Genomic DNA, 24,400 nt, shown 5'->3' with positions numbered 1-24,400 from the left:
GGGGCGGCGCCGGCAGGGGCTGGGTTCACCGGTGAATTCGGCCGCACCCGCTGCACCCCCTCGGTGATCACCACCTCGCCCGCCTGCAGCCCCTGTTCCACCACGGCGAGTTCCGCCGTGCCGCGGCCCAGGCGGATAGGCCGGCGCTGCGCCACATTATTCTCGCCCACCACAAAGACGAAGAAACCGCCCTGGTCCTGGCCCACCGCGGCGCGCGGCACCACAATGGCCTGCACGGGCTCGATACCCTCAACCGTCGCGGTCACAAATTGGCCATCGATCAACTCGCGCGAATCGCCCTGGCTGCCCGGCGCCTGGCGCACCGGGTTGGGGATCAGGGCGCGCACCAGCAAAGTATCCGTGTTGCGGTCCACCTGGGTGTCGATGAAGTCGATCCGGCCGACCTGATTATAGGCTGTGCCATCCACCAGCCGCACCCGCACGAGCACCGCCGAGGGCCCCCCGCGCGCCTCAAAGCGCTGCCGCAGTTCCAGCGCCTGGCGCTGGCTGACGGTGAAGGCCACGCGCATCGGGTCCTGGCTGACGATGGTGGCCATCGGCTCGCCGCCTGGCGTCACCACATTGCCCACGGCATAGACCGCGCGGCCGATTTTGCCCGCGATGGGGGCGGTGACATCCGTGTAGGCGAGGTTGATCTCCGCCACCCGCACTTGCGCCTGGGCGCCCAGCACGGCGGCGGCGCCGGTGCGTTCACCGGCCAGGGCAGCATCAAGCGCCACCTGGGTGCCAGCGCCGGTGGCGCGCAACTCCCGGGCGCGGGAGAGGCCGACACGGGCATTTTGCAATGTCGCCTGGGCCGAGGCCACCGTCGCGCGCGCTTGGTCTAGCTGCGCCTCGAAGGGCGCGCGCTCGATGCGGAACAAAGGCGCCCCCTCAGGCACCTCGGCGCCCTCCTGGAACAGCCGGGCCTCTAGAAAGCCGGTCACCCGGGCGCGAATATCCACCCGGCTCACCGCCTCGATCCGGCCCACGAATTCCGATGTTTCAGTCACCGGGCGGCGTTCAGCCGGCTGCACCCCCACCGCGGGCGGACCCTGGGGGCCGAATTGCGCCTGGGCGGGCAGCGCCAGAATGAGCGTGAGAAGCAGGCTCGATGGGCGAAACGCCATGGGGGTTATCCTTGGTCTCAGCAATAATGGCGGGGCGTCTGAGACGGCAAACGTCCACCCTTTCAGTTCATACGGATGGTGGGCAAAACTGTATAGCCAGGAAACAAACATCATCATCACGGCTCCTTGATATCTATATCACAAGGCTTCGGCCCGCTCGCCGTATAGGGCAGGTTATGGCCATGCGAAGGGTCAGGATGATGCTGCTGGCGGCGGGCCTTCTGGGGTGGCGTGGAAGAGCGGCACAAGCTGGCGCGGGCGGGATGCCTGGGCCACGGGCTTCGATGCCCGCCATGTCGCGGGGGGCTGGCTTGGCTGGCCGGATGGCACGCCCCCGGCCAGGCGCCACGGGCGCGCGCCTGGCCTTGCCCATCCTGGCGCGGATGATGGAATTGATTCCGCCCGCACCCCTGCCAGGGCTGCGGCCCCGGCCGCAACGGCCGGTGATGGCTCAGGCGACTGACCGCCTCAGGCTGCTATTCCCACCGCCGGGGGCGGTGGTCGAATTGGGCGGCCTTGTGCTGCGCGCGGCCGGCGGCCATTGACCTTCCTGGTCGATGGCCAAGCCCTGCCGCATGACATGGCTAGGCGGGACGCAACATGGCGCCCGCCAGGCCCCGGCATTTACGGGGTGAGCGTGATCGACACCGGTGGTGACGCCGCAGGCGCCACCATCAGGGTTCGCGCAGAATGACTGCGCGACGCGGCCTATTGGGCGGCAGGACCAGCAGGGCCTTGCGGGCCGGCAGGACCAGTGGAACCAGCCGGCCCCGCAGGGCCAACAGGACCGGTGGAACCAGCCGGCCCCGCAGGGCCGGCAGGACCCGCGACACCGGCCGGGCCAGATGGACCAGCGGGCCCAATGTCGCCCGCCGCGCCCGCGGCGCCGCGTTCACCCGGCGCGCCGGCCATGCCCTGCGCGCCCGTGGGGCCCTGTTGGCCGGCGGGCCCTGCGGGGCCCACCTCGCCACGTTCGCCCTGCGGGCCGGCACCACCGGCCACACCCTGCGGTCCAACAGGCCCCTGCGGCCCAGCCGGGCCAGCCTCGCCGCGCGGGCCAGCCGCGCCAATCGCACCACGCTCACCGGCCGGCCCAATCGGGCCCACCGGCCCCGGGCCGCGCGTCGCGTCCATCAATATAGTGATCACCAGGGCCGTGGCCGCCGCGACCACCACATTGCCATAGAGCGGGTTCGCCGCCATCCACTGCTTGAGCTTGTCCATATAACCCCCGTTTTGTACGAACCGCCTAAGCCAAGATCAGCACGCCAGGTTGGACGCCGACGGATTCGCTTCTACACTCATTGTATGGAGCCTTTCTGGCATAACAAAAGCCTCGAAGCTATGACACGCGACGAGTGGGAGAGCCTCTGCGATGGCTGTGGGCGTTGCTGCCTGCACAAGTTGCGGGAAGATCGCACGGAAAAGTTGCATTTCACCAATGTGGCCTGCCGGCTGCTCGATGTCACAACCGCGCGCTGCTCGAATTATGCCCAGCGCAGGCGCTTTGTGCCGGACTGCATCCAACTCACCCCGCAAATGCTCAACGAGATCGACTGGCTGCCGCCCTCATGCGCCTATCGGCTGCTCCAGGAGGGGCGGGATTTGCCCTGGTGGCATCCGCTGGTTTCAGGCCGGGCGGAGAGCGTGATCGAGGCCGGGATCAGCGTCGCCGGGCGGGTGGTGACCGAACGCGATTCCGGTGCATTGGAAGACCATGTCGTGCTCTGGCCGGGGAAACTCCCGCGCAGCGCCGGACCATTAATCAAAAGGAAGAAGCCGAAATGAAAGACGCGATCTATGGCGGCATCAACGTGGCGGTGCTCACCGCCATGCATGCCGACCTCTCCCCCAACCTCGATGCCATGGCGGCGCATGCCTCCTGGCTGCTGGCCAATGGCGCCAATGGCCTGGGCGTGCTGGGCACCACCGGCGAGGCCAATAGCTTCTCCGCGCAGGAGCGCATGGCCATTGTCGAGGGCCTGGTCGCCCGCGGCATCCCCGCCGCGCGCATGATGCCCGGCACCGGCGTGAGCAGCCTGACCGAAACCGTGGCGCTGACCCTGCATGCCAAGGCGCAGGGCTGCCGCGGCGTGCTGCTGCTGCCCCCCTTCTACTACAAGGCGCCGAGCGATGACGGCCTCTTCGCCTATTTTGACGAGGTGGCGAAGCGCGTCGGCGGCGGCATCGCCCTCTATCTCTATAATTTCCCGCAGCAATCGGCGGTTCCCTTCTCGCTCGCGCTCATCGAGCGCCTGCTCAATGCCCATCCCGGCGTGTTCAAGGGCGTGAAGGACTCTTCTGGCGACTACGCCAATATGAAGGCGATGATCGACGCCTTCGCCAGCCGTGGCTTCGAGGTCTATACCGGCTCGGATGAATATGTGCAGCGCATCCTGGCCGAGGGTGGGGCCGGCTGCATCACCGCCGCCGGCAATGCGAATTGCCATTGGGGTGGCATTGTCTATGCCAAGCGCACAGGCCCCGAGGCCGATGCCGCCCAGGCCATGCTGACCGCCACCCGCAAGGCCGCCACCGCAGCCCCCCTCATTCCCAATCTGCGCGAGGTGATCGCCCGCTCCACCGGCGATGCGGGCTTCCGCAATATCCGCCCGCCGCATTTGCCGCTCAACGCCGCCCAGGCCGATGCCGCCTGGGCCGCATGGGTCGCCAGCGGCGCCATCCCGCTGCCCGGTCTGGCCGCAAAGCTGGCCGCGGAATGAGGGAGCCCCTGCGATGCCGTGAGCCGGCCATTGCCACGGTGCAACTCGACAATGAGCATGTCCGCGTCACCCGCTGGGATTTCGCCCCGGGTGCCGAGACCGGCTTTCACCGCCATGGCTGGGCCTATGTCGTGGTACCGGTGACCGACGGCGAATTGCTGCTCGAAATGGGCGATGGCAGCACCGCCTCCGCAAAGCTCTCCGCGGGCCTGGCCTATCAGCGCGTGGCCGGTACCGAGCACAATGTCGTCAATGCCGGCCCCGCGCCACTCAGCTTTGTCGAGACCGAGCTGAAGGCGCTGCCCGGCTAGGGCATCATCCGCTCAAATGGAATCGTTTGAGCGGATAAAAATTCCTTCAAAACAAAGGCTTAAAGCCTATGCAGTGAGCCTTTGCGAACGGAACAGGCTCTAAGGCCGGGCCTTGGTGTTTTTGCCGCGTCACCCAGATCGGTGCCGCCGCTTAAGGCGATTATTTACCCGTTCACGCTCTATTCGCCTGATGTCGATGTCTCGCCATCAGAAAGGGAGCGTGTTCATGACAACGCCACCAGACGCTTCTTTGCTCCTTGCCGTGCGCGAGGCAGTGCGGGCCGAAATCCAACCACTCTTCAACGAGACGCAGCGCCTGGTCGATCGCCGGATCGCCGAGTTGGGCGCTGAGCTGCATGCCAGCATGGAACTCGTCGATATGAACGAGGCACGGCTCTCGCGCGAACTCGCTGTGGTGCAGGAGCGGATAGCCGGCCTTGTCGCCCCGCCCTCGGCCAATACACGCAATAGCGGCGTTGAGCTGGAGGCTGTTGTTATCGCAACAGAAAATGCCGCCAACACCATCATGGAAGCGGCCGAGGCGATCCAGGACTGGATCATGAGCGACAGCCGTGACCCCACCTCCATCCAGGCGCTGGCCAGCCGGGTCAGCGCGATTTTCGAGGCTTGCTCCTTCCAAGATGTCACCGGCCAGCGCATCCGCCGGGCCATCCAGCACTTGCAGTCGGTGGAGAATATGCTGGAGCGTTTCGCCTTCGCGCCGGCGGAGCCGGCTGAAAGGCTCATCGTCGCCACCGGCCTGCACACGGTAGCACCCGCAGCGCGCGGCCAGGCCGATATGGGCCAGGCCGAGATCGATGTATTGTTAAGGGGCTGAACCTCTTGCCCGCCCCGCCGCCGGTTGAACCCGGCAAGGCGAAGCCACAACTAGGCGGCATGGTTCTTCCCGCCTTCTCCCCCTATCCCGCGTCCGAGAGGAGAATTGCGCATGGCCCTTGACCCTTATGCCGTGCTGGGGCTTAAGCGCGACGCCTCGGCCGAGGCCATCAAATCCGCCTATCGCAAGCTCGCCCGCAAACACCACCCCGATCTCAATCCCGGCAAGCCAGAGGCGGAGGCCCGCTTCAAGGCCGTCTCCACCGCGCATGACCTCCTGTCGGACCCCGAAAAGCGCGCGCGGTTTGACCGTGGCGAGATCGATGCCGAGGGCCAGGAGCAACGCCCCACCAACGCCTATCGCCGGCATGCCGAGGCCGCCCAGGGTGCCAGGCATGACGGCCAATCCGCCGGATCGCCCTTTGACGATCTCTTCGCCGATATGTTCGAGGCACGCCGCCGCGCAGAGGCAGCCCCCCGCCCGGGCCAGGACGAATCCTATCGGCTCGACGTCTCCTTCATCGATGCGATGCTGGGCACCACCACGCCCATGCGCCTGCCCGATGGCCGCTCGCTGAATCTGCGCATCCCACCGGGCGTCACCACAGGCCAGGTGCTCCGTTTGCGCGGCCAGGGTGGGGGGGGGCGCAATGGCGGGGCGGCTGGGGATGCGCTGATCGGCATCACCGTGCAGGAGCATCCGCTGCTGCGCCGCGATGGGCGTAATATCGCGATGGAATTGCCAGTTTCCCTGCGCGAGGCGGTTCTGGGCGGGCTGGTCGAGGTGCCAACCCCCACGGGCCGTCTGCGGGTGACGTTGCCGGCGCATAGCGATTCCGGCCGGCAGATCAGGCTGCGCGGCAAGGGCGTGGCCGCGCATGGCGCCGAGCCCGCGGGTGACCTGTTGCTGACCCTGAAGGTGGTGATCGGCCCCGCCGATGCGGCGCTCGATGCCTTCCTCCAGGCTTGGTCGCCGGCGGCGATGGAGGACCCGCGCGCGGCGCTGGATTTTCCGGCGTGATCACGCTCGACATCCTGGTGGCGCGCTTCCCCGGCCTCGAAGCCGGGCAGCTGCAGGAATGGATGGCCGAGGGCATGGTGCGGGCCGAGCCTGGCCCGAGCTTCACCGAAATCGACGTCGCGCGAATCGCGCTCATGATGGAGTTGCGCGAAGACCTCGCATTGGATGATGCCGCCCTGCCAGTCGTGCTCTCACTGCTCGACCAGCTTTACACCCTGCGGCGGGAACTCGCCGCCTTGCGCGCCACCACGCCCCCACCCTGATCAATCGGCATAGGCCGAAGCAGCCTCAATCACCGGCCGCCAGCGGGCAATATCGGCGGCCCAGAATTGCCGGTGATAGGCGGCCGTGGCCTGTCCCGCAGGCACCGGCGCCGTGCCCAGATCAGCAAAACGGCTGACCAGCGCCGGCACCGCCAGGGCATGCTGCAGGGCGGTGGAGAGGCGGTTCACAATATCAGCCGGCGTGCCACGCGGCGCATAAAGCCCATGCCAGACCGAGACGGCAAAGCCCGCCATGCCAGCCTCATTGGCCGTGGGCAGATCGGGCAGCGAGGCCACGCGCGCACTCGTCGTCACCGCATAGGCGCGGATGGTGCCGGCGCGGATGTGTTCGGTGGTATTGGTGGTCTGGTCGCACAGCAAATCCACCGTGCCGCCCACCAGGTCATTCATTGCCGGGCCCGTGCCGCGATAGGGCACTGTGGTCATCGCCACACCCAGGGCGGATTGGAACAGCAGGCCGCATAGATGGCTGGCGGCGCCGATACCGGCATTGGCCATGTTCAGCCCCTCGCGCCGCTGGCGGATCAGCGCCACCAACTCCGTCAGGTTGTTGGCCGGCAGGTCCCGCTTGCCCACGATGGTCATCGGCACCTCTGTCACCATGCCGATGGTCTCAAAGCCATTCACCGCATCATAGGCCAAGCGGCGGTACAGGCTGGGGATCACCCCCATGCCGATATGGTGGCAGAGAATGGTATAGCCATCGGGCCGGGCCATCGCCACGCGCTGCGCGCCCAGCGTGCCGCCCGCGCCGGCGACATTCTCGACCACGACCGAGCCACCCATATCGCGGCCCATCTCCTGCGCAATCAGCCGCGCCACCGTATCCGTCGGCCCCCCGGCGGCGAAGGGGACGATCATGGTCAGCGGCCGGGCAGGGAAGGCCTGCGCCAGGGCAGGCGCCGCAAGGCCAGCAAGCGGCATACCCAGGACGGCACGGCGCAATATTGATGACATTTTTGTTTCCTGGAACGGTTAGCGGCTATCTGGTGAAGCGTCTCCGCCAATCAAGTCAAAATCACCATTGTCCATAGAAAACGCCAGCCTTCTTGTAGGAGTCCGTGCCCGCCTCCGCCTCCTCCCAGGTGATGGTGGTGCGCCGCTTGAGGCTGGCGAACCAGGCCAATAGCCGCTCCTTCATCGCCGCGCGCACCGCCTCATGCTCCGGGCTCTGGCCAAGATCGAAAAACTCCTCCCGATCAGCGCGCAGATCGAAAAGCTGCGGCGGCATGCCGGTTGACGAGTGAACATATTTCCAATCGGCCGTGCGAACCATCCAGGCATGGTGGTGCCCCACCGGAATGCCCATCCGCAGCCTGGCCCCCCGGAACGTCCAGTCGAGTTCGGAAAAGGCCACATCGCGCCAGGCCTGCGCCGGCTCACCCCGGGTCAGCGCCAGCAGCGAGCGGCCTTCCACCAGATGCGGCGCCGGGGCCAGGCCGAGCGCATCGAGAATGGTCGGCACCACGTCAATCGCCTGCACCAGCCGGTCATCATCGCCCCGCCAGGTGGCCTGCGGGTCGACCAGAATGAAGGGCACCTTCTGGATGCAGTCGTGGAACAACTCCTTCTCGCCCAGCCAATGGTCGCCCAGATAATCGCCATGATCGGCGCAGAAAATGACCAGCGTGTCCTTCCACAGATCCAGCCTGGTCAGCGTCTCCCACACCCGTCCGAGATGATGGTCCAATTCGCTGATCAGCCCCTGATAGGCCGGCCGGACGGTTTCGATGCAATCATCGCGCTGAAAGCTCTGCGCCACCTCCTCATCCATGAAGGCAGCCTGCACCGGATGGGCGCCGCGCTCGGCCGGATGGCGGGAGACGGGCATGCATTCATTGGCCGAATACATCGCGTGATAGGGTGCTGGCGCGATATAGGGCCAATGCGGCTTCACATAGCTCAGATGCAGCACCCAAGGCTTCGCGCCCTGGCCCTCGATAAAGCCAATGGCCTTATCAGTCGTATAGGCGGTTTCACTATGCTCGGCCTTGATGCGGGCGGGGTGGCGGGCATTGCGCATATGCCAGCCCGATTGTGTCGCCCCATTCTCATCGGTCACCGAAATGACGAAATCGCTCCAGGGGTCGGCGCTGTCCTAGCCCTTCTCCCGCAGCCAATTTGCATAGGCGCTATTCGGCTCGGCATGGTGGCCATCATGGCGGTCCACCAATTGAAACCAGCCCTCGCGCAGCAGCACGGCCAATTCATCGGCGCCATCGGCATGCAGCCGGGCCATGCCGCGGCGGTCGGGCACCACATGGGTCTTGCCGGCCAGCGTCAGGGCGCGGCCCGATTCCCGCAAATGCCACCCCAGCGTCACCTCACCCACCGAAAGCGGCACGCGATTATGCGTGGCCCCATGCGAGGAGACATAGCGGCCGGTATAGTAACTCATCCGACTGGGCCCGCAGATGCCGCTTTGCACAAAGGCATTGGTGAAGCGCGTGCCGCGCGCGGCCAGGGCATCAAGATTGGGCGTGCGCAGAAAGGGATGCCCAGCGCAGCCCATATGGTCGTGCCGCAACTGATCGGCCATGATGAAGAGCACATTGCGCATTGGCGACATTTTCCCCCGCTTCCAGCCTCAGCCTAGGCGAAAGAATTCCGCAGAGAAACGCGACGCCGCTGGAGTGTCCTACTCCCGGTTCTTCTTCCGCCACTCATCAATCGCAGCCATGGCCTCCTGCTTCGCCACCCGCTCATGCTGGCCCATCACATCGCCAGTATCCACCGGCTTGGCCGCCGGCGTTGCCCCATTATACGTTGTCCAGCGCCAATTATTGCGCCCCTTCAGCGGGCCAACCGTATAAACGCAGCCCCGATGCTCTGCCATATTCAGGCATCCATCTTCAGCGCGGCAATGAAGGCGCTTTGTGGGATTTCCACCTTGCCAAATTGTCTCATACGCTTCTTGCCTTCTTTCTGCTTGTCCAGCAGCTTCCGCTTGCGGGAAATATCCCCGCCATAGCATTTGGCCGTCACGTCCTTCGACATCGCGGAGATGGTCTCGCGCGCGATCACCCGCCCGCCAATGGCGGCCTGGATGGGAATTTTGAAGAGCTGACGCGGGATCAGCTCCTTCAACTTCTCGCAAATGCTCCGGCCCCGGCGTTCCGCCGCATTGCGATGCGCCATGAAGCTCAACGCATCCACCGGCTCATTATTCACCAGGATGGAGATCTTCACGAGGTCGCCCTCCTCATAGCCATCCATCGAATAGTCAAAGCTGGCATAGCCGCGAGAAATGCTCTTCAGCCGGTCATAAAAATCAAACACCACCTCATTCAGCGGCAGGCGATACACCGCCATGGCGCGGCTGCCCACATAGGTCAGCTCCACCTGCTGGCCGCGGCGCTCATTGCACAGCGTCAGCACCGCGCCGAGATAATCATCGGGCACAAAGATCGTCGCCTTAATCCAAGGCTCCTGAATGCTATCGAGCAAGCTGCCATCGGGCATATCGGCCGGATTGTGCAGCTCGAATTCCTCGCCATTGGTCTTGCGCAGGCGATAAACCACCGAGGGCGCGGTCGCGATCAGGTCCAGGTCAAACTCGCGCGAGAGCCGCTCCTGCACAATCTCCAGATGCAACAGCCCCAAAAAGCCGCAGCGATAGCCAAAGCCCAGCGCGGCACTGCTCTCCGCCTCGTAATGGAAGGAGGCATCGTTCAGCCGCAGCTTGGACAACCCATCGCGCAGCTTTTCGAAATCATCGGCATCGATGGGGAACAACCCGCACCACACCACCGGAATGCTCGGCTTAAAGCCGGGCAGGGCCTCCTCGGCCGGGCGGCGGTCCTCGGTGATGGTATCGCCCACATTGGTATCAGCCACGGTTTTGATCGCGGCATTGAGATAGCCCATCTCGCCCGGGCCCAAATAATCCCGCTGCACCATCTTGGGCGTGAAGACGCCCACCTGGTCGATCAGATGGGTCGAGCCGCTCGACATCATCCGCACCTTCATGCCGCGCTTGAGGATGCCGTCCTTGATCCGAACCAGAATGATCACGCCCAGATAGGCATCATACCAGCTATCCACCAGCAGCGCCTTCAGCGGTGCATCCGGGTCGCCCTTGGGCGGCGGCAGGCGGGTGACAATGGCCTCCAGCACCCCCTCGATATTGAGGCTGGTCTTGGCCGAGATCATCACCGCATCGGTTGCGTCGAGGCCGATCACATCCTCGATCTGCTGCTTCACCCGGTCCGGCTCGGCAGCCGGCAGGTCGATCTTGTTGAGAATCGGCACAATCTCATGCCCGGCATCGAGCGCCTGATACACATTGGCCAGCGTCTGCGCCTCAACCCCCTGTGAGGCATCAACCACCAGCAGCGAACCCTCGCATGCGGCAAGGCTGCGGCTCACCTCATAGGCGAAATCCACATGGCCCGGCGTGTCCATCAGGTTCAGCGTATAGTCCAGCCCGTCATTGGCGCGGTAGGTCAGGCGCACGGTCTGCGCCTTGATGGTGATCCCGCGCTCCTTCTCGATATCCATATTGTCGAGCACCTGCTCGGTCATCTCCCGCGCCGAGAGCGCGCCGGTGGTCTGGATGAGCCTATCCGCCAGCGTCGATTTCCCATGATCGATATGGGCGATGATCGAGAAATTGCGGATGCGATCGAGCGGCGTGTCGGACATAGGGGTTCCGGGATGGAAGAAGGGCCGGGGCAGGGCCCCCGACAATGATTGACCCTCACATAGGGCCGAAAGCCTCACTTGTCATGGGCGGATCAGCGCAAGCCCGATTTTGGGTCACTGGAACCCCGCCCCATTCCAGGCCAGATTGATCCGATGACCCCCGCTGAACGCCTCACCGCCCTCCGCGCCCAGCTTGCCGCCCAAGGCGTGGATGGCTTTCTGGTCCCCCGCAGCGACGAGTTCCTGGGCGAATACGTCCCCCCCTCGGGCGAGCGCCTGGCCTGGCTCTCCGGCTTCACCGGCAGTGCTGGCCTGGCCGTGGTGCTGGCCGGGCGCGCGGCTATCTTCACCGATGGCCGCTACACCACCCAGGTCGCGCAGCAGACCGACGCCGCGCTGTGGGAGCGTCGCCACCTCATCGAACAACCCGCCCCTGAATGGCTGCGCGAGGTTGCGCCGCCGGGTACGACCATCGGCTACGACCCCTGGCTGCACACCGAGGCCGCGCTGGCCCGCTACAGTGGCGTCACCTTGGTACCCCTGGCGCGCAACCCCATCGATGCGATCTGGCCTGACCGCCCAGCCCCCCCCCTGGCCCCCGCCCGCATCCACCCGGCTGAATATGCCGGTCTGGATTCGGCGCAAAAGCGCGAAACCGCCGCCGCCGCCCTGCGCGCCGCCGGCGAGGATGCCGCCGTGCTGGCCGACCCGCATTCCATCGCCTGGCTGCTGAACATCCGCGGCGGCGATCTCAGCCACACCCCGCTGGCGCTAGGCTTCGCCCTACTCGGCGCCGATGCCTCGGTCCAATTGTTCATGGAGGGCCAAAAACTCGGCCCCGAGCTGCGCGCCCATCTCGGCAATGCGGTGTCAGTGGCCGAGCGCGCCGCACTGCCCGCCGCGCTGGCCCGCTATGCCGGCCGGACCCTGCGACTTGATGCCGATGCCACCCCCGCATGGTTTGCCCGCACCCTGCGTGATGCCGGCGCCAGGCTGGTAACCGGAGAAGACCCCTGCCGCCTGCCAAGGGCGCAGAAAAACCCCACCGAGCAGCAGGGCGCCCGCCACGCCCATCAGCGCGACGCGGTGGCCATGGCGCGCTTCCTCGCCTGGTTCGCCGCAGAGGCGCCCCGCGGCGGCCTCACCGAAATGGCGGCAGCCGAGCAATTGCTGGCCTTCCGCCGCGAGGTGCCGCTCTTCCAGGGCGAATCCTTCCCCGCCATCGCAGGCGCGGCCGAAAACGGCGCCATCGTCCATTACCGCGCAACCACCGAATCCAACCGCCGCATCAACCCCGATGAATGCTTTCTGCTCGATAGCGGCGCGCAATATCGCGATGGCACGACGGATATCACCCGCACCCTCTTCACCGGCCCCGGCGCCCCGCCCCCGGGGCTCCGCCAGCGCTACACCCGCGTGCTGCAAGGCCATATCGCGCTGGGCACGGCGCGCTTCCCGCGTGGCGTCGCCGGCCCGCATCTCGATGCCCTGGCCCGCCGGCCGCTCTGGGATGCTGGGCTGGATTACGATCATGGCACCGGCCATGGCGTGGGCAGTTTTCTCTCCGTCCATGAAGGTCCGGTGACGATTTCCCGCGCCGCCAAGCCCGTGCCCCTGGCGCCCGGCATGATCCTGTCCAACGAACCCGGCTTCTACCTGCCCGGCGCCTATGGCATCCGCATCGAAAACCTGCTGCTGGTGCGCGAGGCCGAACCCCGGCCCGACCAGGCAAAACCCTTCCTGGAATTCGAGACGCTCACCCTGGCCCCCTATGCCCAGGCCCTGATCGAACCCAGCCTGCTCACCACAGCCGAGCGCGGCTGGATCGACGCCTATCACGCCCGCGTGCTGGCCCAGATCAGCCCATTATGCGACCCTCACACTGCCGCTTGGCTGGCGGATGCATGCCGCCCGCTGGCGCAGCCCGGCCCGGGGTGCTAACCGCGCGGCCTTCACCGGGACTGGAGCGCCACCTTGCCGCCGATCGTCAGCATCATCATGGGCAGCCAATCGGATTGGGACGTGATGATTCGCGCCCAGGAGGTGCTTGTGGAGTTGGCCGTGCCGCATGAGGCCAAGATCGTCTCGGCCCATCGCACCCCCAAGCGCCTGGTGGACTATGCCGAAGGCGCGGCGGCGCGCGGTGTCGCCGTCATCATCGCCGGTGCGGGCGGTGCCGCGCATCTGCCCGGCATGGTGGCCAGCATGACGCATCTGCCGGTGCTGGGCGTGCCGGTGGGCAAGGGGGCGCTGCAGGGCATGGATTCCCTGCTCTCCATCGTACAAATGCCCGGCGGCATTCCGGTTGGCACCCTGGCCATCGGCCAGGCCGGGGCGAAGAATGCCGGGCTGCTGGCGGCCTCCATCCTGGCGCTCGGCGATGCCGATCTGCGCCAGCGCCTGATCGCCTTCCGCGCCCGCCAGACGGAGGCGATCGGTGACGCCCCGGTCTGAACCACTGCCCTTTGGCGCCACCATCGGCATTCTGGGCGGCGGCCAATTGGGCCGGATGTCGGCCCATGCGGCGGCGCGGCTGGGCTATCACAGCCATGTCTTCACCCCCGAGCCAGCCAGCCCGGGCGGCGAGGTCGCCTCGGCCGTCACAATCGCCGCCTTCGAGGATGCCCAGGCGCTGCGTGCCTTCTGCGCCAGCGTCGATGTGCTGACCTTCGAATTCGAGAATATCCCCCCCGCCGTGCTGGATGTGCTGGACGCCTCAGGCGTGCCCTGCCGGCCGGGCACCCAGGTGCTGCGCATTGGCCAGGATAGGGTGCTGGAAAAGCGCTTCCTCGGCAGCATGGGCATTCAGGTGGCACCATGGGGCGTGGTCGAACGGGCCGAGGACCTCGACACCATGCCCTTCCCCGCCGTGCTGAAGACCACCCGCCTGGGCTATGATGGCCGCGGCCAGGCCAAGGTTGAAAACCTCACCGAGGCGCGCGCCGCCCTCGCCCGCCTCGCCCCGCACCCGCTGGTCTGGGAGGCCTATATGCCCTTCAGCCTGGAGATTTCCGCCGTGGGCGCGCGCGATGTGGACGGCACCATTGCCATTTTCGACATCACCGAAAACCGCCACCGCCACCATATTCTCGACCAGAGCATCGTTCCCGCCAACATCGATGCGACGACACGCGCGGTGGCCGAGGCCCATATCCGCCGCCTGCTCGAAGGCCTGAACATGGTGGGCGTGCTGGCGCTTGAGATGTTCGTGATGCCCGATGGCGCGGTCATCGCCAATGAAATCGCCCCCCGCCCGCATAATTCCGGGCATTGGACGATGGATGCCTGCCAGGTCAGCCAATTCGACCAGCATATCCGCGCCGTGGCCGGGCTGCCGGTGCTGCCGCCACGGCGGCATGCGGATGTGGTGATGCAAAATCTCGTCGGCGCCGAAGGTGCCGCACTCTGGGCCGCTGCCCTGGCCGACCCTGCCTCTGTGCCGCATTGGTACGGCAAGGCGGAGATACGCCCCGGCCGCAAGCTGGGGCATGTTAATAGGCTTTGCGCGCTGAACGCTGGCGTTTTGCCGCGGTCTGGGGCATAGGGGCGCGTGGTTGGGCCCTTCTCGGGTCTGGTCACAGCGGTGCGCGGCAAAATGGCGCCCTGATACGAACCGGAATCCCTCCGGCCCGGCATGGCATTTCCGGCCATGTGGGCGGCCTCAACCTCGCGCCTTCCCAATGATCGGGACAGCGTCGGGCCCATCCGCACCGCATGCCCCGAAGTGCTTTGTGCCGACGTATGCGGGCACCTCTTTCTGCGCGCCGTCCTGACAATGTTGCGGGGCACCGATGCCCCAGAAGGACGATTGATGTTCGACAAATATTTCCGCAAGGACGTCTCCTGGGGCGGCCAGCTCCTCACCCTTGAGACCGGCAAGATCGCCCGCCAGGCCGATGGCGCCGTCATGGCGCGCCTCGGTGACACCATCGTGCTCTGCACCGTGGTCGGCGCCCGCTCGGTCAAGCCGGGCCAGGATTTCTTCCCGCTCACGGTGAACTACCAGGAAAAGGCCTTCGCGGCCGGCAAGATCCCCGGTGGCTTCTTCAAGCGCGAAGGCCGGCCCTCCGAGAGCGAGACCCTGGTCTCGCGCCTGATCGACCGCCCGCTGCGCCCCCTCTTCCCCGAGGGTTTCCGCAACGAGGTGCAGGTCATCGCCACCGTGCTCAGCCACGATCTGGAGAATGATCCCGACATCGTCGCCATGGTCGGCTGCTCGGCCGCGCTGACCATCTCGGGCATCCCCTTCTTCGGCCCCATCGCCGGCGCCCGCGTCGGCTATATCGATGGCGCCTATGTGCTGAACCCCACCGCCGCGCAGCGCAAGCTGAGCGCGCTCGACCTCGTCGTCGCCGGCACTGCCGAGGGCGTGCTGATGGTCGAATCCGAAGCCCAGGAGCTGTCGGAAGAGGTGATGCTGGGTGCCGTCAAGTTCGGCCATGACAGCTTCCAAAGCGTCATCCAGGGCATCATCGAGCTGGCCGAACACGCCGCCAAGGATGCCTGGGACGTGGTGCTGGAAGACCCGGCGCAGGCCGCGTTGAAGACCCGCATCGCCGCCCTCGGCACCGCCGGCATGGCCGATGCCTATAAGATCACCGAGAAGATGGCCCGCCAAAAGGCCGTGGGTGATGCCAAGAAGGCCGTCATCGCCGCCCTTGAAGCCGAAGGTGCTGATGTCGCCGCCGCCAAGGGGCTGATGAAGTCGCTCGAAGCCGATGTGGTGCGCAACGCCATTCTCGACACCGGCATGCGCATCGATGGCCGCGACACCAAGACCGTGCGCCAGATCGTGGCCGAGGTCGGCGTGCTGCCGCGCTCGCATGGTTCGGCCCTCTTCACCCGTGGCGAGACGCAGGCGCTCTGCGTCGCCACGCTGGGCACCGGGCAGGATGAGCAGGTGATTGATGCGCTGGCGGGCGAATACCGCGAGGGCTTCATGCTGCACTACAACTTCCCTCCCTATTCGGTGGGCGAGACGGGCCGCATGGGCTCCCCCGGCCGGCGTGAGATCGGCCATGGCAAGCTCGCCTGGCGCGCCATCCACCCGGTGCTCCCCTCGAAGGAAGCCTTCCCCTACACCATGCGCGTGGTCTCCGAGATCACCGAGAGCAACGGCTCCTCCAGCATGGCAACGGTGTGCGGCACCTCGCTCGCGCTGATGGATGCCGGCGCGCCGCTGCTGCGCCCGGTGGCCGGCATCGCCATGGGCCTGATCAAGGAAGACCGCGGCTTTGCCGTCCTGTCCGATATCCTGGGCGACGAGGATCACCTCGGCGACATGGACTTCAAGGTGGCCGGCACCGAGGCGGGCATCACCGCCTTGCAGATGGACATCAAGATCACGTCCATCACCTTCGACATCATGCACACCGCACTGAACCAGGCCAAGGATGGCCGCCTGCATATCCTGGGCGAGATGGCCAAGGGCATTGGCGGCGCGCGCAGCTCGGTGGCGGCCACCGCGCCGCGCATCACGGTTATCCAGGTGCCCAAGGAGAAGATCCGCGACGTGATCGGCACCGGCGGCAAGGTGATCCGCGAGATCGTCGAGCAGACCGGCTGCAAGATCGACATCGAGGATGACGGCACGATCAAGATCGCTTCCGCCAGCCAGGAAAACACCGATGCGGCCATCGCCAAGATCCGCGGCCTGACGCAGGAAGCCGAGATCGGCGCCATCTACACCGGCAAGGTGGTCAAGACCGCCGAATTCGGCGCCTTCGTGAACTTCCTCGGCGCCAAGGACGGTCTGGTCCATATCTCCGAACTGGCCGCTGAGCGCGTCAACAAGACCACCGATGTGGTCAAGGAAGGCGATGCGGTGAAGGTCAAGGTCATCGGCTTTGATGATCGCGGCAAGGTGAAGCTCTCCATGCGCGTGGTGGACCAGGCCACGGGCGCCGACATCACCGAGCAGGTGGGCCCCAAGCGCGGCGGCCGCCCGGAAGGTGAGGAAGGCGAGGAGGGTGAGCGCCGCCCCCGCCGCGATGGCGATCGCCGCCCCCGCCGCAATGATCGTGACTGATTGAACGACGGGGCGGTTCGCTGCTCAGTTTATTGGACAAAAGGGCCGGTTCCATCTGGACCGGCCCGTTTTCTCGATTATGTAAGATTTCAAACCTGAGGACGGCTGCCAGTGAAGGCCATCAACGCAATACGCATGGGCGGGGTGGATGTTCTTCCCCTGGTGGAGGGCGGCAAGGGTGTTGCCGTCTCCAATGGCGCGACAGCAGGCGCCTGGGCGGCCGCCGGCGGCGTCGGCACCTTCTCGGCCGTCAATGCAGATAGTTATGACGCTCAGGGCGAGATCATCCGTCAGACCTATTCGGGCAAGACCCGGCGCGAGAGGCATGAAGAGCTGGTCGAATATGGCATCAAGGGCGGCATCGCCCAGGCCATCGAAGCGCGCGAGCGCGGCGGCCCCAATGCCCGTATCCATGCCAATATCCTCTGGGAAATGGGCGGCGCCGAGCGGGTGATCCGCGGCATTCTCGATGGCGCCAAGGGCATGGTCAACGGCATCACCTGTGGTGCTGGCATGCCCTATCGCCTGGCCGATATCGCCCGCGAATATGGCGTGCATTACTACCCAATCGTCAGCTCCGGCCGCGCCTTCAGCGCGCTGTGGAAGCGCAGCTACTCCAAGGCGCGCGAGCTGCTGGGCGGCGTGGTCTATGAGGATCCCTGGCTGGCGGGCGGCCATAACGGCCTCTCCAACTCCGAGGATCCGCGCAAGCCCGAAAGCCCCTTCCCCCGCGTGCTGGCCCTGCGCAACCAGATGCGCGAATTCGGCCTGGGCGATACGCCCATCATCATGGCCGGTGGCGTCTGGTGGCTGGAGGAATGGGAAGATTGGATCGACAATGCCGATCTCGGCCCCATCGCCTTCCAATTCGGCACCCGCCCGCTGCTGACCCAGGAAAGCCCAATCAGCGACGCCTGGAAAAAGCGCCTGATCACCCTGCAGCCCGGCGATGTCTCGCTGCAAAACTTCTCGCCGACCGGCTTTTACAGCTCCGCCGTGCACAATGAGTTTCTGGGCGAGTTGGAAGCCCGCAGCGAGCGGCAGATCGCCTATTCTTCCGAAGCGGTGGGCGACCATACCGCCGAATACCTCGTGGGCCCCCGCCGTCGCCCGGTCTGGGTCACGCCGCATGACAATGCGCGCGCCCAGTCCTGGGAAAAGGCCGGCTTCACCGAAACCCTGCGCACCCCCGACAATACCCTGGTCTTCGAAACGCCAGAGGCGGCACGCGAGATCATCGATGACCAGGTGGCCTGCATGGGCTGCCTCTCCCATTGCCGCTTCAGCAACTGGACGCAGAACGGCCCCGACTACACCAATGGCAAGCGGGCCGACCCGCGCAGCTTCTGCATCCAGAAGACCTTGCAGGATGTCGCCCATGACGGCTCGCTGGAGCGCAACCTCATGTTCGCTGGCCACAACGCCTATCGCTTCACCTCAGACCCGTTCTATTCGAACGGTTTCGTACCAAGTGTGAAGCAGTTGGTGGAGCGCATCCTCACCGGGCGCTGAGCCCGAAGGCGGGGATAGGCGCTCATCCCTGGAGACGCCGCCGCTCCTGATGCGGGGCGGGGGCGAAGTTTGCTCGCCTCTGAGGGGCGGCTGGGCCACGCACTCGCCGTCCCGGCCGCGCTGGGCTAGGCTCAAGCCATGGAATTTGTGCTCTGCAATGAGGTCGTGCGCGACCTCGATTTCGCCGCCCAGGCGGATCTCGCCGCCTCCCTCGGCTATGCCGGGCTGGAGGTCGCCCCCTTCACCCTCGATGCTACCGCGCCGCATCTTCTGCCGGCCGCGGAACGCGCCAGGCTGCGCCGCCTCGCCCGCGATGCCGGCGCACCGATCCTGGGGCTGCATTGGCTGCTGGTGGCGCCCGCCGGCCTGTCCATCACTTCGGCCGATGCAGCGCTGCGCCGCCAGACCCTGTCCTTCATGCGCGGCCTTGTCTTCCTCGCTGCCGATCTGGGCGCCGAATATCTCGTCCATGGCAGCCCCGGCCAGCGCCGTGTCGAGGCCCCGGGCGATGCCGCCCGCGCCGAGGACGCCCTGGCCCAGGCCGGTGAATGGGCGCGTGAGGCCTCCGTGACCTATTGCCTGGAGCCGCTCGATGCCAGCCAGACCAATTGGATGACCACAGTGGCGGAGGCGGCGGCCTTCACCACACAACTCGGCAACCCCCATCTGCTGGCCATGCTCGATGTCTGCGCCAGCGGCAATGGCGAGGCAGAGGATGTCTGCGCGCTGCTCGCCCGGCATATCCCCGGCGGGCAGATCGGCCATATCCACCTCAATGACCGCAACAAGCGCGCGCCAGGCCAGGGGAGTGACCGCTTCGCGCCCATCCTGCGGCAGTTATCGGCCATGGGCTATCGCGGGCGATGCGGCGTTGAGCCCTTTCAATATATGCCTGATGGCCCAACCTGCGCTGCCCGCGCCATTGGTTACCTGCAGGGCTGCATGCAGGCCATTTCCAGCGACGACGCGGGAGGCTAAAGACCCTTCCATGTTCCGCGCAGCCCCTCTTGCCCTGGCGATTCTCGTCATCCTCCATGTGGGGGTGCTGGCCCAGGGGCCCGCGCCGCAAACCCCGCCCGCCGCCACCCCGCCCGCTGCCGGCAATCGCATTCTCAGCATCGTCAATGGCGATGTGGTGACCCAGGCCGAAGTGCGCAGCCGCACCCGCCTCTTCGCCCTCAATGCCGGCATGAGCGTAACGCCGGATTCCCTGCTGCGGCTGGAGCCGCAGGTGCTGCGGCTGCTGGTGGATGAGCGCCTGCGCATCCAGGAAACCCAGCGCCGGCAAATTCAGGTCAGCGACAATGACATTGCCGAGGCGCTCACCGAAATCGAGCGCCGCAACCAATTGCCCCGCGGCGCCCTGACCGCCCAGCTGCGCGCCGCCGGCATTCAGCCGCGCGTGTTGTTCGACCAGCTTCGCGCCCAGATCGGCTGGGGCCGCCTGCTGCGCAGCCTGCTCGGCCCCCAGGCCGAGCCGCAGCCCAGTGAAGTGGCCGAGACCATCGCCGCCGCCCGCGCCCGCCAGGGCCAGGTGGAATTCCTGCTGAGCGAGATTTTCATCCCGGTGGATGATCCCAATTCAGAGCCCGAGGTGCGCCGCTTCACCGATGAGGTGGTCGGCCAGCTGCGCCGTGGCCTCGCCTTCCCGGTCGCAGCCACCCAGTTCAGCCAGTCGCAGACCGCACTTTCGGGCGGTGATCTCGGCTGGGTGAGCGAGCGCCGGCTGGACCCCGAAGTCGCCGGGCTGGTGAACCGCATGCCGCCCGGTGCCATCTCCAATGCCATTCGCGTGGCCGGCGGCTTCCAGATCGTCGCCTTGCGCCAGCGCCGCGAGGGCGGGCGCGAATCCGCTGGCACCCAGTTGGATATCCGCCAGCTTTTCATCGCCTTCCCCGGCCGTCTGGACCCGGCTAACCCAACCGACGCGCAGCGCGCCGTGGCCGAACGTGCCAGCCGCATCGCCCAAACCACGCGGGGCTGCGAAGCGCTTGAAGCCGCCGGTCGGGGCTTGCATTCATCCGATCGACCGATGGATCCCGGCCCGATCCGCCTTGAGGCTATCAACCCGCCACAGCTGCGCTCGCTGCTGGCCTCGTTGGCCATTGGCCGGGCCTCGCAGCCGGTGATCTCACCCGATGGCGTGGCGGTGATCATGGTCTGCGCCCGCGAGCAGCGGGAGGCGCCGACCATGACCAATGACCAGGCCCGCCAGGTGCTGCTGGGCGAGCGGGTGGAGCTGCTCTCGCGCCAGTTGCTGCGCGAATTGCGCCGCCGCGCCGTGATCGAGGCCCGGAGCTGAGCCAAACCGCCTCGCTGCGCGATGTCATCGCCCGCCACGGGCTGGCGCCGCGCAAATCCCTCGGGCAGCATTTTCTGCTGGATGAGGGGATATGTGCCCGGATCGCCGCCGCCGCTGGAGACCTGACGGGGCGTCATGTGCTGGAGGTCGGGCCCGGGCCGGGTGGCCTCACCCGGGCGCTGCTGGCGCGGCCATTGGCCTCATTGCTCGCCTGCGAGTTGGATACCCGCGCCATCGCCGCCCTGGCCGAATTGGCCGAGCCGCGGCTGACAGTGCTGCATCAGGATGCGCTGAAGCTCGATGCCGTGACGGCCCTGGAAGCGCCACGCCAGATCGTGGCCAACCTGCCCTATAATGTCGGCACGCCGCTGCTGATCGGCTGGCTGCGGCAGGCGGGCGCCTTTGAGCGGCTGACGCTGATGTTCCAGCAGGAGGTGGCGGAGCGCATTTGCGCCGCCCCCGACACCGAGCATTACGGCCGGCTGGCGGTGCTGAGCCAATGGCTCTGCCGCTGCACGGTGATGCTGCATTTGCCGCCGGGGGCGTTTTTCCCGCCGCCGCGGGTGCATTCCGCCGTGGTGGGGCTGGTGCCGCATGCCGAGCAGCCGGCGCCGCCGCTGCTGGCGGCGATGGAGCGCCTGACCGCCGCCGCCTTTGGCCAGCGGCGAAAAATGCTGCGTGGCAGCCTCAAGGCGCTTGGCGGCGCGGATGCATTGCTGGAATCCTGCGCCATAGCGCCAGAACGCCGGGCGGAAACGCTGAGCATTGCGGAGTTCGATAGGCTGGCCCGCGCCTTACTGGAGAGAGAGCCATGAACCCGATCGACGCCATAGCCCGGCATCTGGGCGAATACACCGCCTGGCGGCGCGACCTGCATGCCCATCCGGAGTTGGGCTTCGAGGAAAGCCGGACCAGCGCGCTGGTGGCCGAGCGGCTGGAGGCGATGGGCATTGAAGTCCATCGCGGCCTGGGCGGCACTGGCGTTGTGGGGGTGATCCGCGGCAAGGGGCGGGGCAATGCGCCGCGCAGCATTGGCCTGCGCGCCGATATGGATGCGCTGCCGCTGAGCGAGACCAATGGCTTCGGCCATGCCTCGACAACGCCCGGCAAAATGCATGGCTGCGGCCATGATGGGCACACCACCATGCTGCTGGCGGCGGCGCGGTATCTGGCCGAGACGCGCAATTTTGATGGCACCGTGCATCTGCTGTTTCAGCCGGCGGAGGAATTGGGCAGCGGCGCGCCGGCAATGCAGAAGGACGGGCTGTTTGAGCGTTTCCCCTGCGATGCCGTCTATGCCCTGCACAACAAGCCGGGGATGCCGGTGGGGCATTACGGCATTAATCCGGGCCCGATGCTGGCGGGGGTGGCGTTTTTTGACATCCATATTCAGGGCAAGGGCGGCCATGCGGCCCGGCCGGGGGTGACGCAGGACCCGGTGGTGGCCGGGGCGGCGCTGATTTCGGCGCTGCAAAGCGTGGTGGCGCGCAATGTTTCGGCCCATTCCCCCGCCGTGCTGAGCGTGACGGGAATGGAGACGGGCCGGGCCTATAATGTCATTCCCGATACGGTGCGGCTATTTGGCACGGTGCGGGCCTTCTCGGCCGAGGTGATGGATTTGGTGCGGCAGCGAATGGAGACCTTGGCGCGGGATGTGGCGCTGGGCTTTGCCTGCACCGCCAGCCTGGATTTTCGGGTCCTCACGCCGCCCTTGGTGAACCATGCCGAGAATGCAGAGCGCATGGCCGATGTCGCGGCCGCGCTGGTGGGGGAGGGGCAGGTGAACCGCAACCAGCCCCCCAGCATGGGCGGCGAGGATTTTGCCTATTTCCTGCAGGCGGTGCCGGGGGCCTTCATCAATATCGGCAATGGGGCAACGCGGGACCTGCATCACCCCGGCTATGACTTCAACGACGAGGCCATCCCCTTTGGCGCGGGGGTGCTGGCGGCAATTGTGGAGCGGGAGCTTTCGGCCGAGGGCTGATGGCCCGAAACGCTGTGGCGCGAAGAATGTCGTATTCGGACAAATTGCCTCAGCCGAGCGGGATAGCGCTGAAAAGCCTGCGTATTCCAAAGCCTGTTCCGTTCGCAAGGGCTCACTGCACAGGCTCTAGGCTTTTGTTTGTCGAGCATCTTTATCCGCTCAAATGCTTCGTTGGAACGGCTGATGCGCCCGGTTCTGGACAATCGGATGCGGGGTTTCAAACAGCGAAGGCATGATAGATATAGGATTATTGGCCTATAAATGTCAAGCGCGCGGTGAGGCTTTGCTGGCTGGCAAAACAATCGGCCGCCTGCCGAATTGCGATAGTTGCTGGCACGGAACATGGCAGTCTCAGGCGGTGCGTGTGGCATGTGGTCCGGACGTCGCCACGCAGGCGCCCCGCGCCGCTCTCATGCAGCCTGGCAAGTTTATTTTTGCGACAAAAATTTAAAAACATAGGTTAGTCTTTTTTAAGAGGGATCGTCAGACAAGTTCCAATGACTCCAGTCACCGAACCGCTTGAGAGCTTCAAGGTCATCGACACAGCTGATCCTGAGCATTTCTTTAGCGTCATGCGCGCGTTTCGGCCGAATTTACTGGGCTTTTCCCCCGCCGCTGCAGGGGGTGAATGGAGCGCCAGGGTCCATGTTATCCATTGCGGTGAGATCAGGATCGTTGTGCAGGAGACGGCCGGATACTGTTTTAGCGGCACATCGGACAGCGCTTTCTTTGCCACCATGTTGCGCGGCCATGTGGAGATCACCCGCCGCACCCGGAGCAAGGCGCCCGCTCCCGGCACTGTTATGCCGCATATCCATGACGACGTCTCGCTGCGGGTCGGCGCAGGCTACCAGGGTGTCGCCTTGTCATGCAGCCATGAGGTGCTTGGCCGTGCCATCGGCGCTTTTATGCCCGACAATCCCGCGCTGGTCATTCGCGGCGTCGAGGCAGACCCAGACCGCTATGATTTCTCGGCCTATCGCCGGAACATCCTTTCCTTGCATCAATTGATTGGCGCGGGAGAGATGTTGCTGCTGGATGAGGCCCGCTATCGGCAGGAGGCGGGCGACATTCTGCTGCTATCCCTGGCCCAGGCCCTGGCCGGCGGGCTGGCCGATGGCCCCACGCCGCGTGCCATGCGTTATTTTGGCCGTGCAATCCAATTTATCGACGCCCATTTCGCTGAGGATATCCGCATCGCCGCTATCGCCGAAGCGGCGGGATGCAGCATCCGTCTGTTGCAGAATCTGTTCCGCCTGATCGAGGGCCGGACCATCGTGCAACACATCACCGCCCGCCGCCTCGCCCATGCCCGCAGCCTGCTGCTTGATCACGCAGCCGGCCATTCCGTCACCAGCGCGGCCCTGGATAGCGGTTTCAGCCATCTCGGGCTGTTCGCCCGGCGGTATCGCGCGGCCTTTGGCGAATTGCCATCCGCCGCGCGCAGCGCGCCCCGAGTGCCGCGGCCGGGGGGATGAAGTGGGTGGGTCAGAGCCTCATCCGTTGAGGCGAACTCGCCGTAAACGCGACCACGCGCAGTGAACACAGCGGCGTCCGCAGCCATTTCACCGGAAGCGAAGACGGTGAAACGGCTATAGAGCCTGTTCCTTTCGCCTCGGCTCAC

At 66.0% G+C, this 24,400-nt stretch carries 24 protein-coding genes; 18 read left to right on the top strand and 6 right to left on the bottom strand.

What is annotated here, in order from left to right; all coding sequences use genetic code 11:
• A partial coding sequence (locus ABWP84_RS04715; RefSeq protein ID WP_353210842.1) for an efflux RND transporter periplasmic adaptor subunit occupies window positions 1–1,130 on the bottom strand: 1,130 nt, incomplete at its 3' end.
• Between the two features lie 323 nt (window positions 1,131–1,453).
• On the opposite strand from ABWP84_RS04715, the gene ABWP84_RS04710 reads away from it, so the two are divergent.
• The 8 genes from ABWP84_RS04710 to ABWP84_RS04675 all read left to right on the top strand — a co-directional run bounded on the left by ABWP84_RS04710 (window position 1,454) and on the right by ABWP84_RS04675 (window position 6,285).
• Window positions 1,454–1,675: a hypothetical protein gene (locus ABWP84_RS04710; protein ID WP_353210841.1), complete on the top strand. Its 222-nt coding sequence runs from the start codon at window positions 1,454–1,456 to the stop codon at window positions 1,673–1,675.
• Between the two features lie 35 nt (window positions 1,676–1,710).
• Window positions 1,711–1,824 (top strand): hypothetical protein, encoded by a 114-nt coding sequence (locus ABWP84_RS04705; protein ID WP_353210903.1) that lies wholly within the window; start codon window positions 1,711–1,713, stop codon window positions 1,822–1,824.
• A gap of 614 nt (window positions 1,825–2,438) precedes the next feature.
• Window positions 2,439–2,918: a YcgN family cysteine cluster protein gene (locus tag ABWP84_RS04700; protein WP_353210902.1), complete on the top strand. Its 480-nt coding sequence runs from the start codon at window positions 2,439–2,441 to the stop codon at window positions 2,916–2,918.
• Entirely contained in the window at window positions 2,915–3,853 is a 939-nt protein-coding gene (locus tag ABWP84_RS04695; RefSeq protein WP_353210840.1) for a dihydrodipicolinate synthase family protein, read from the top strand. Before ABWP84_RS04700 ends, ABWP84_RS04695 begins: the two co-directional genes overlap by 4 nt.
• Window positions 3,850–4,164 (top strand): cupin domain-containing protein, encoded by a 315-nt coding sequence (locus tag ABWP84_RS04690; protein ID WP_353210839.1) that lies wholly within the window; start codon window positions 3,850–3,852, stop codon window positions 4,162–4,164. Before ABWP84_RS04695 ends, ABWP84_RS04690 begins: the two co-directional genes overlap by 4 nt.
• A gap of 226 nt (window positions 4,165–4,390) precedes the next feature.
• Window positions 4,391–5,002: a hypothetical protein gene (locus ABWP84_RS04685; RefSeq protein WP_353210838.1), complete on the top strand. Its 612-nt coding sequence runs from the start codon at window positions 4,391–4,393 to the stop codon at window positions 5,000–5,002.
• A 111-nt stretch (window positions 5,003–5,113) separates the two neighbouring features.
• Window positions 5,114–6,022, top strand: a complete 909-nt coding sequence (locus tag ABWP84_RS04680) for a DnaJ C-terminal domain-containing protein (RefSeq protein ID WP_353210837.1) — start codon at window positions 5,114–5,116, stop codon at window positions 6,020–6,022.
• A complete protein-coding gene (locus ABWP84_RS04675) occupies window positions 6,019–6,285 on the top strand; it encodes a hypothetical protein (protein ID WP_353210836.1) in 267 nt (88 codons plus the stop codon). Before ABWP84_RS04680 ends, ABWP84_RS04675 begins: the two co-directional genes overlap by 4 nt.
• On the opposite strand, the gene ABWP84_RS04670 is transcribed toward ABWP84_RS04675, so the two are convergent.
• From ABWP84_RS04670 to lepA, 5 genes are all read right to left on the bottom strand, one after another.
• Window positions 6,286–7,263 carry a tripartite tricarboxylate transporter substrate-binding protein gene (locus tag ABWP84_RS04670; RefSeq protein ID WP_353210835.1) on the bottom strand — a complete coding sequence of 326 codons (978 nt, stop codon included), beginning with the start codon at window positions 7,261–7,263 and terminating at the stop codon, window positions 6,286–6,288. It lies immediately after the preceding gene.
• 61 nt (window positions 7,264–7,324) lie between these two features.
• Entirely contained in the window at window positions 7,325–8,368 is a 1,044-nt protein-coding gene (locus ABWP84_RS04665) for a sulfatase-like hydrolase/transferase (protein ID WP_353210834.1), read from the bottom strand.
• Between the two features lie 36 nt (window positions 8,369–8,404).
• Window positions 8,405–8,866, bottom strand: a complete 462-nt coding sequence (locus ABWP84_RS04660; RefSeq protein ID WP_353210833.1) for a sulfatase-like hydrolase/transferase — start codon at window positions 8,864–8,866, stop codon at window positions 8,405–8,407.
• Between the two features lie 78 nt (window positions 8,867–8,944).
• Complete coding sequence (locus ABWP84_RS04655; RefSeq protein ID WP_353210832.1) at window positions 8,945–9,142, bottom strand: hypothetical protein; 198 nt, start codon at window positions 9,140–9,142, stop codon at window positions 8,945–8,947.
• A gap of 2 nt (window positions 9,143–9,144) precedes the next feature.
• Window positions 9,145–10,950, bottom strand: a complete 1,806-nt coding sequence (gene lepA, locus ABWP84_RS04650) for a translation elongation factor 4 (RefSeq protein ID WP_353210831.1) — start codon at window positions 10,948–10,950, stop codon at window positions 9,145–9,147.
• A gap of 153 nt (window positions 10,951–11,103) precedes the next feature.
• Between lepA and ABWP84_RS04645 the strand changes: the two genes are divergently transcribed.
• The 10 genes from ABWP84_RS04645 (at window position 11,104) to ABWP84_RS04600 (ending at window position 24,254) form a co-directional block, all read left to right on the top strand.
• Window positions 11,104–12,891 (top strand): aminopeptidase P family protein, encoded by a 1,788-nt coding sequence (locus ABWP84_RS04645; protein WP_353210830.1) that lies wholly within the window; start codon window positions 11,104–11,106, stop codon window positions 12,889–12,891.
• Window positions 12,892–12,948: 57 nt separating this feature from the next.
• Window positions 12,949–13,404 carry a 5-(carboxyamino)imidazole ribonucleotide mutase gene (purE, locus tag ABWP84_RS04640; protein WP_353210901.1) on the top strand — a complete coding sequence of 152 codons (456 nt, stop codon included), beginning with the start codon at window positions 12,949–12,951 and terminating at the stop codon, window positions 13,402–13,404.
• Entirely contained in the window at window positions 13,388–14,494 is a 1,107-nt protein-coding gene (locus ABWP84_RS04635; RefSeq protein ID WP_353210829.1) for a 5-(carboxyamino)imidazole ribonucleotide synthase, read from the top strand. Before purE ends, ABWP84_RS04635 begins: the two co-directional genes overlap by 17 nt.
• Window positions 14,495–14,761: 267 nt before the next feature.
• The gene (gene pnp, locus ABWP84_RS04630; RefSeq protein ID WP_353210828.1) at window positions 14,762–16,978 is read left to right on the top strand and encodes a polyribonucleotide nucleotidyltransferase; all 2,217 of its coding nucleotides are present in this window, start codon (window positions 14,762–14,764) and stop codon (window positions 16,976–16,978) included.
• 111 nt (window positions 16,979–17,089) lie between these two features.
• Entirely contained in the window at window positions 17,090–18,490 is a 1,401-nt protein-coding gene (locus ABWP84_RS04625) for a nitronate monooxygenase (RefSeq protein ID WP_353210827.1), read from the top strand.
• A gap of 138 nt (window positions 18,491–18,628) precedes the next feature.
• Window positions 18,629–19,468 carry a sugar phosphate isomerase/epimerase family protein gene (locus tag ABWP84_RS04620; protein ID WP_353210826.1) on the top strand — a complete coding sequence of 280 codons (840 nt, stop codon included), beginning with the start codon at window positions 18,629–18,631 and terminating at the stop codon, window positions 19,466–19,468.
• 10 nt (window positions 19,469–19,478) lie between these two features.
• Window positions 19,479–20,792 carry a peptidylprolyl isomerase gene (locus ABWP84_RS04615; protein WP_353210825.1) on the top strand — a complete coding sequence of 438 codons (1,314 nt, stop codon included), beginning with the start codon at window positions 19,479–19,481 and terminating at the stop codon, window positions 20,790–20,792.
• Window positions 20,756–21,607, top strand: a complete 852-nt coding sequence (rsmA, locus tag ABWP84_RS04610) for a 16S rRNA (adenine(1518)-N(6)/adenine(1519)-N(6))-dimethyltransferase RsmA (protein WP_408904238.1) — start codon at window positions 20,756–20,758, stop codon at window positions 21,605–21,607. The genes ABWP84_RS04615 and rsmA overlap by 37 nt, the downstream gene beginning before the upstream one ends.
• Window positions 21,604–22,776, top strand: coding sequence for a M20 aminoacylase family protein (locus ABWP84_RS04605; RefSeq protein ID WP_353210824.1), 1,173 nt, complete (start codon window positions 21,604–21,606; stop codon window positions 22,774–22,776). Before rsmA ends, ABWP84_RS04605 begins: the two co-directional genes overlap by 4 nt.
• A 737-nt stretch (window positions 22,777–23,513) precedes the next feature.
• Window positions 23,514–24,254 (top strand): helix-turn-helix domain-containing protein, encoded by a 741-nt coding sequence (locus tag ABWP84_RS04600; protein ID WP_353210823.1) that lies wholly within the window; start codon window positions 23,514–23,516, stop codon window positions 24,252–24,254.
• Window positions 24,255–24,400 lie beyond the last annotated feature (146 nt).

The sequence above is a fragment of the Rhodovarius sp. genome, assembly GCF_040399605.1.
GTDB lineage: Bacteria > Pseudomonadota > Alphaproteobacteria > Acetobacterales > Acetobacteraceae > Rhodovarius > Rhodovarius crocodyli_A.
The sequence above is the reverse complement of the archived record's forward strand: the minus strand, read 5'-3'. Positions and strand labels throughout refer to the sequence as shown.

Coding starts and splice junctions, on each gene's coding strand:
- ABWP84_RS04710 (WP_353210841.1), top strand. CDS start 1,454: ATGGCACGCCCCCGGCCAGGCGCCACGGGCGCGCGCCTGGCCTTGCCC.
- ABWP84_RS04705 (WP_353210903.1), top strand. CDS start 1,711: ATGGCTAGGCGGGACGCAACATGGCGCCCGCCAGGCCCCGGCATTTAC.
- ABWP84_RS04700 (WP_353210902.1), top strand. CDS start 2,439: ATGGAGCCTTTCTGGCATAACAAAAGCCTCGAAGCTATGACACGCGAC.
- ABWP84_RS04695 (WP_353210840.1), top strand. CDS start 2,915: ATGAAAGACGCGATCTATGGCGGCATCAACGTGGCGGTGCTCACCGCC.
- ABWP84_RS04690 (WP_353210839.1), top strand. CDS start 3,850: ATGAGGGAGCCCCTGCGATGCCGTGAGCCGGCCATTGCCACGGTGCAA.
- ABWP84_RS04685 (WP_353210838.1), top strand. CDS start 4,391: ATGACAACGCCACCAGACGCTTCTTTGCTCCTTGCCGTGCGCGAGGCA.
- ABWP84_RS04680 (WP_353210837.1), top strand. CDS start 5,114: ATGGCCCTTGACCCTTATGCCGTGCTGGGGCTTAAGCGCGACGCCTCG.
- ABWP84_RS04670 (WP_353210835.1), bottom strand. CDS start 7,263: ATGTCATCAATATTGCGCCGTGCCGTCCTGGGTATGCCGCTTGCTGGC.
- ABWP84_RS04660 (WP_353210833.1), bottom strand. CDS start 8,866: ATGCGCAATGTGCTCTTCATCATGGCCGATCAGTTGCGGCACGACCAT.
- ABWP84_RS04655 (WP_353210832.1), bottom strand. CDS start 9,142: ATGGCAGAGCATCGGGGCTGCGTTTATACGGTTGGCCCGCTGAAGGGG.
- lepA (WP_353210831.1), bottom strand. CDS start 10,950: ATGTCCGACACGCCGCTCGATCGCATCCGCAATTTCTCGATCATCGCC.
- ABWP84_RS04645 (WP_353210830.1), top strand. CDS start 11,104: ATGACCCCCGCTGAACGCCTCACCGCCCTCCGCGCCCAGCTTGCCGCC.
- purE (WP_353210901.1), top strand. CDS start 12,949: ATGGGCAGCCAATCGGATTGGGACGTGATGATTCGCGCCCAGGAGGTG.
- pnp (WP_353210828.1), top strand. CDS start 14,762: ATGTTCGACAAATATTTCCGCAAGGACGTCTCCTGGGGCGGCCAGCTC.
- ABWP84_RS04620 (WP_353210826.1), top strand. CDS start 18,629: ATGGAATTTGTGCTCTGCAATGAGGTCGTGCGCGACCTCGATTTCGCC.
- ABWP84_RS04615 (WP_353210825.1), top strand. CDS start 19,479: ATGTTCCGCGCAGCCCCTCTTGCCCTGGCGATTCTCGTCATCCTCCAT.
- ABWP84_RS04605 (WP_353210824.1), top strand. CDS start 21,604: ATGAACCCGATCGACGCCATAGCCCGGCATCTGGGCGAATACACCGCC.
- ABWP84_RS04600 (WP_353210823.1), top strand. CDS start 23,514: ATGTTGCGCGGCCATGTGGAGATCACCCGCCGCACCCGGAGCAAGGCG.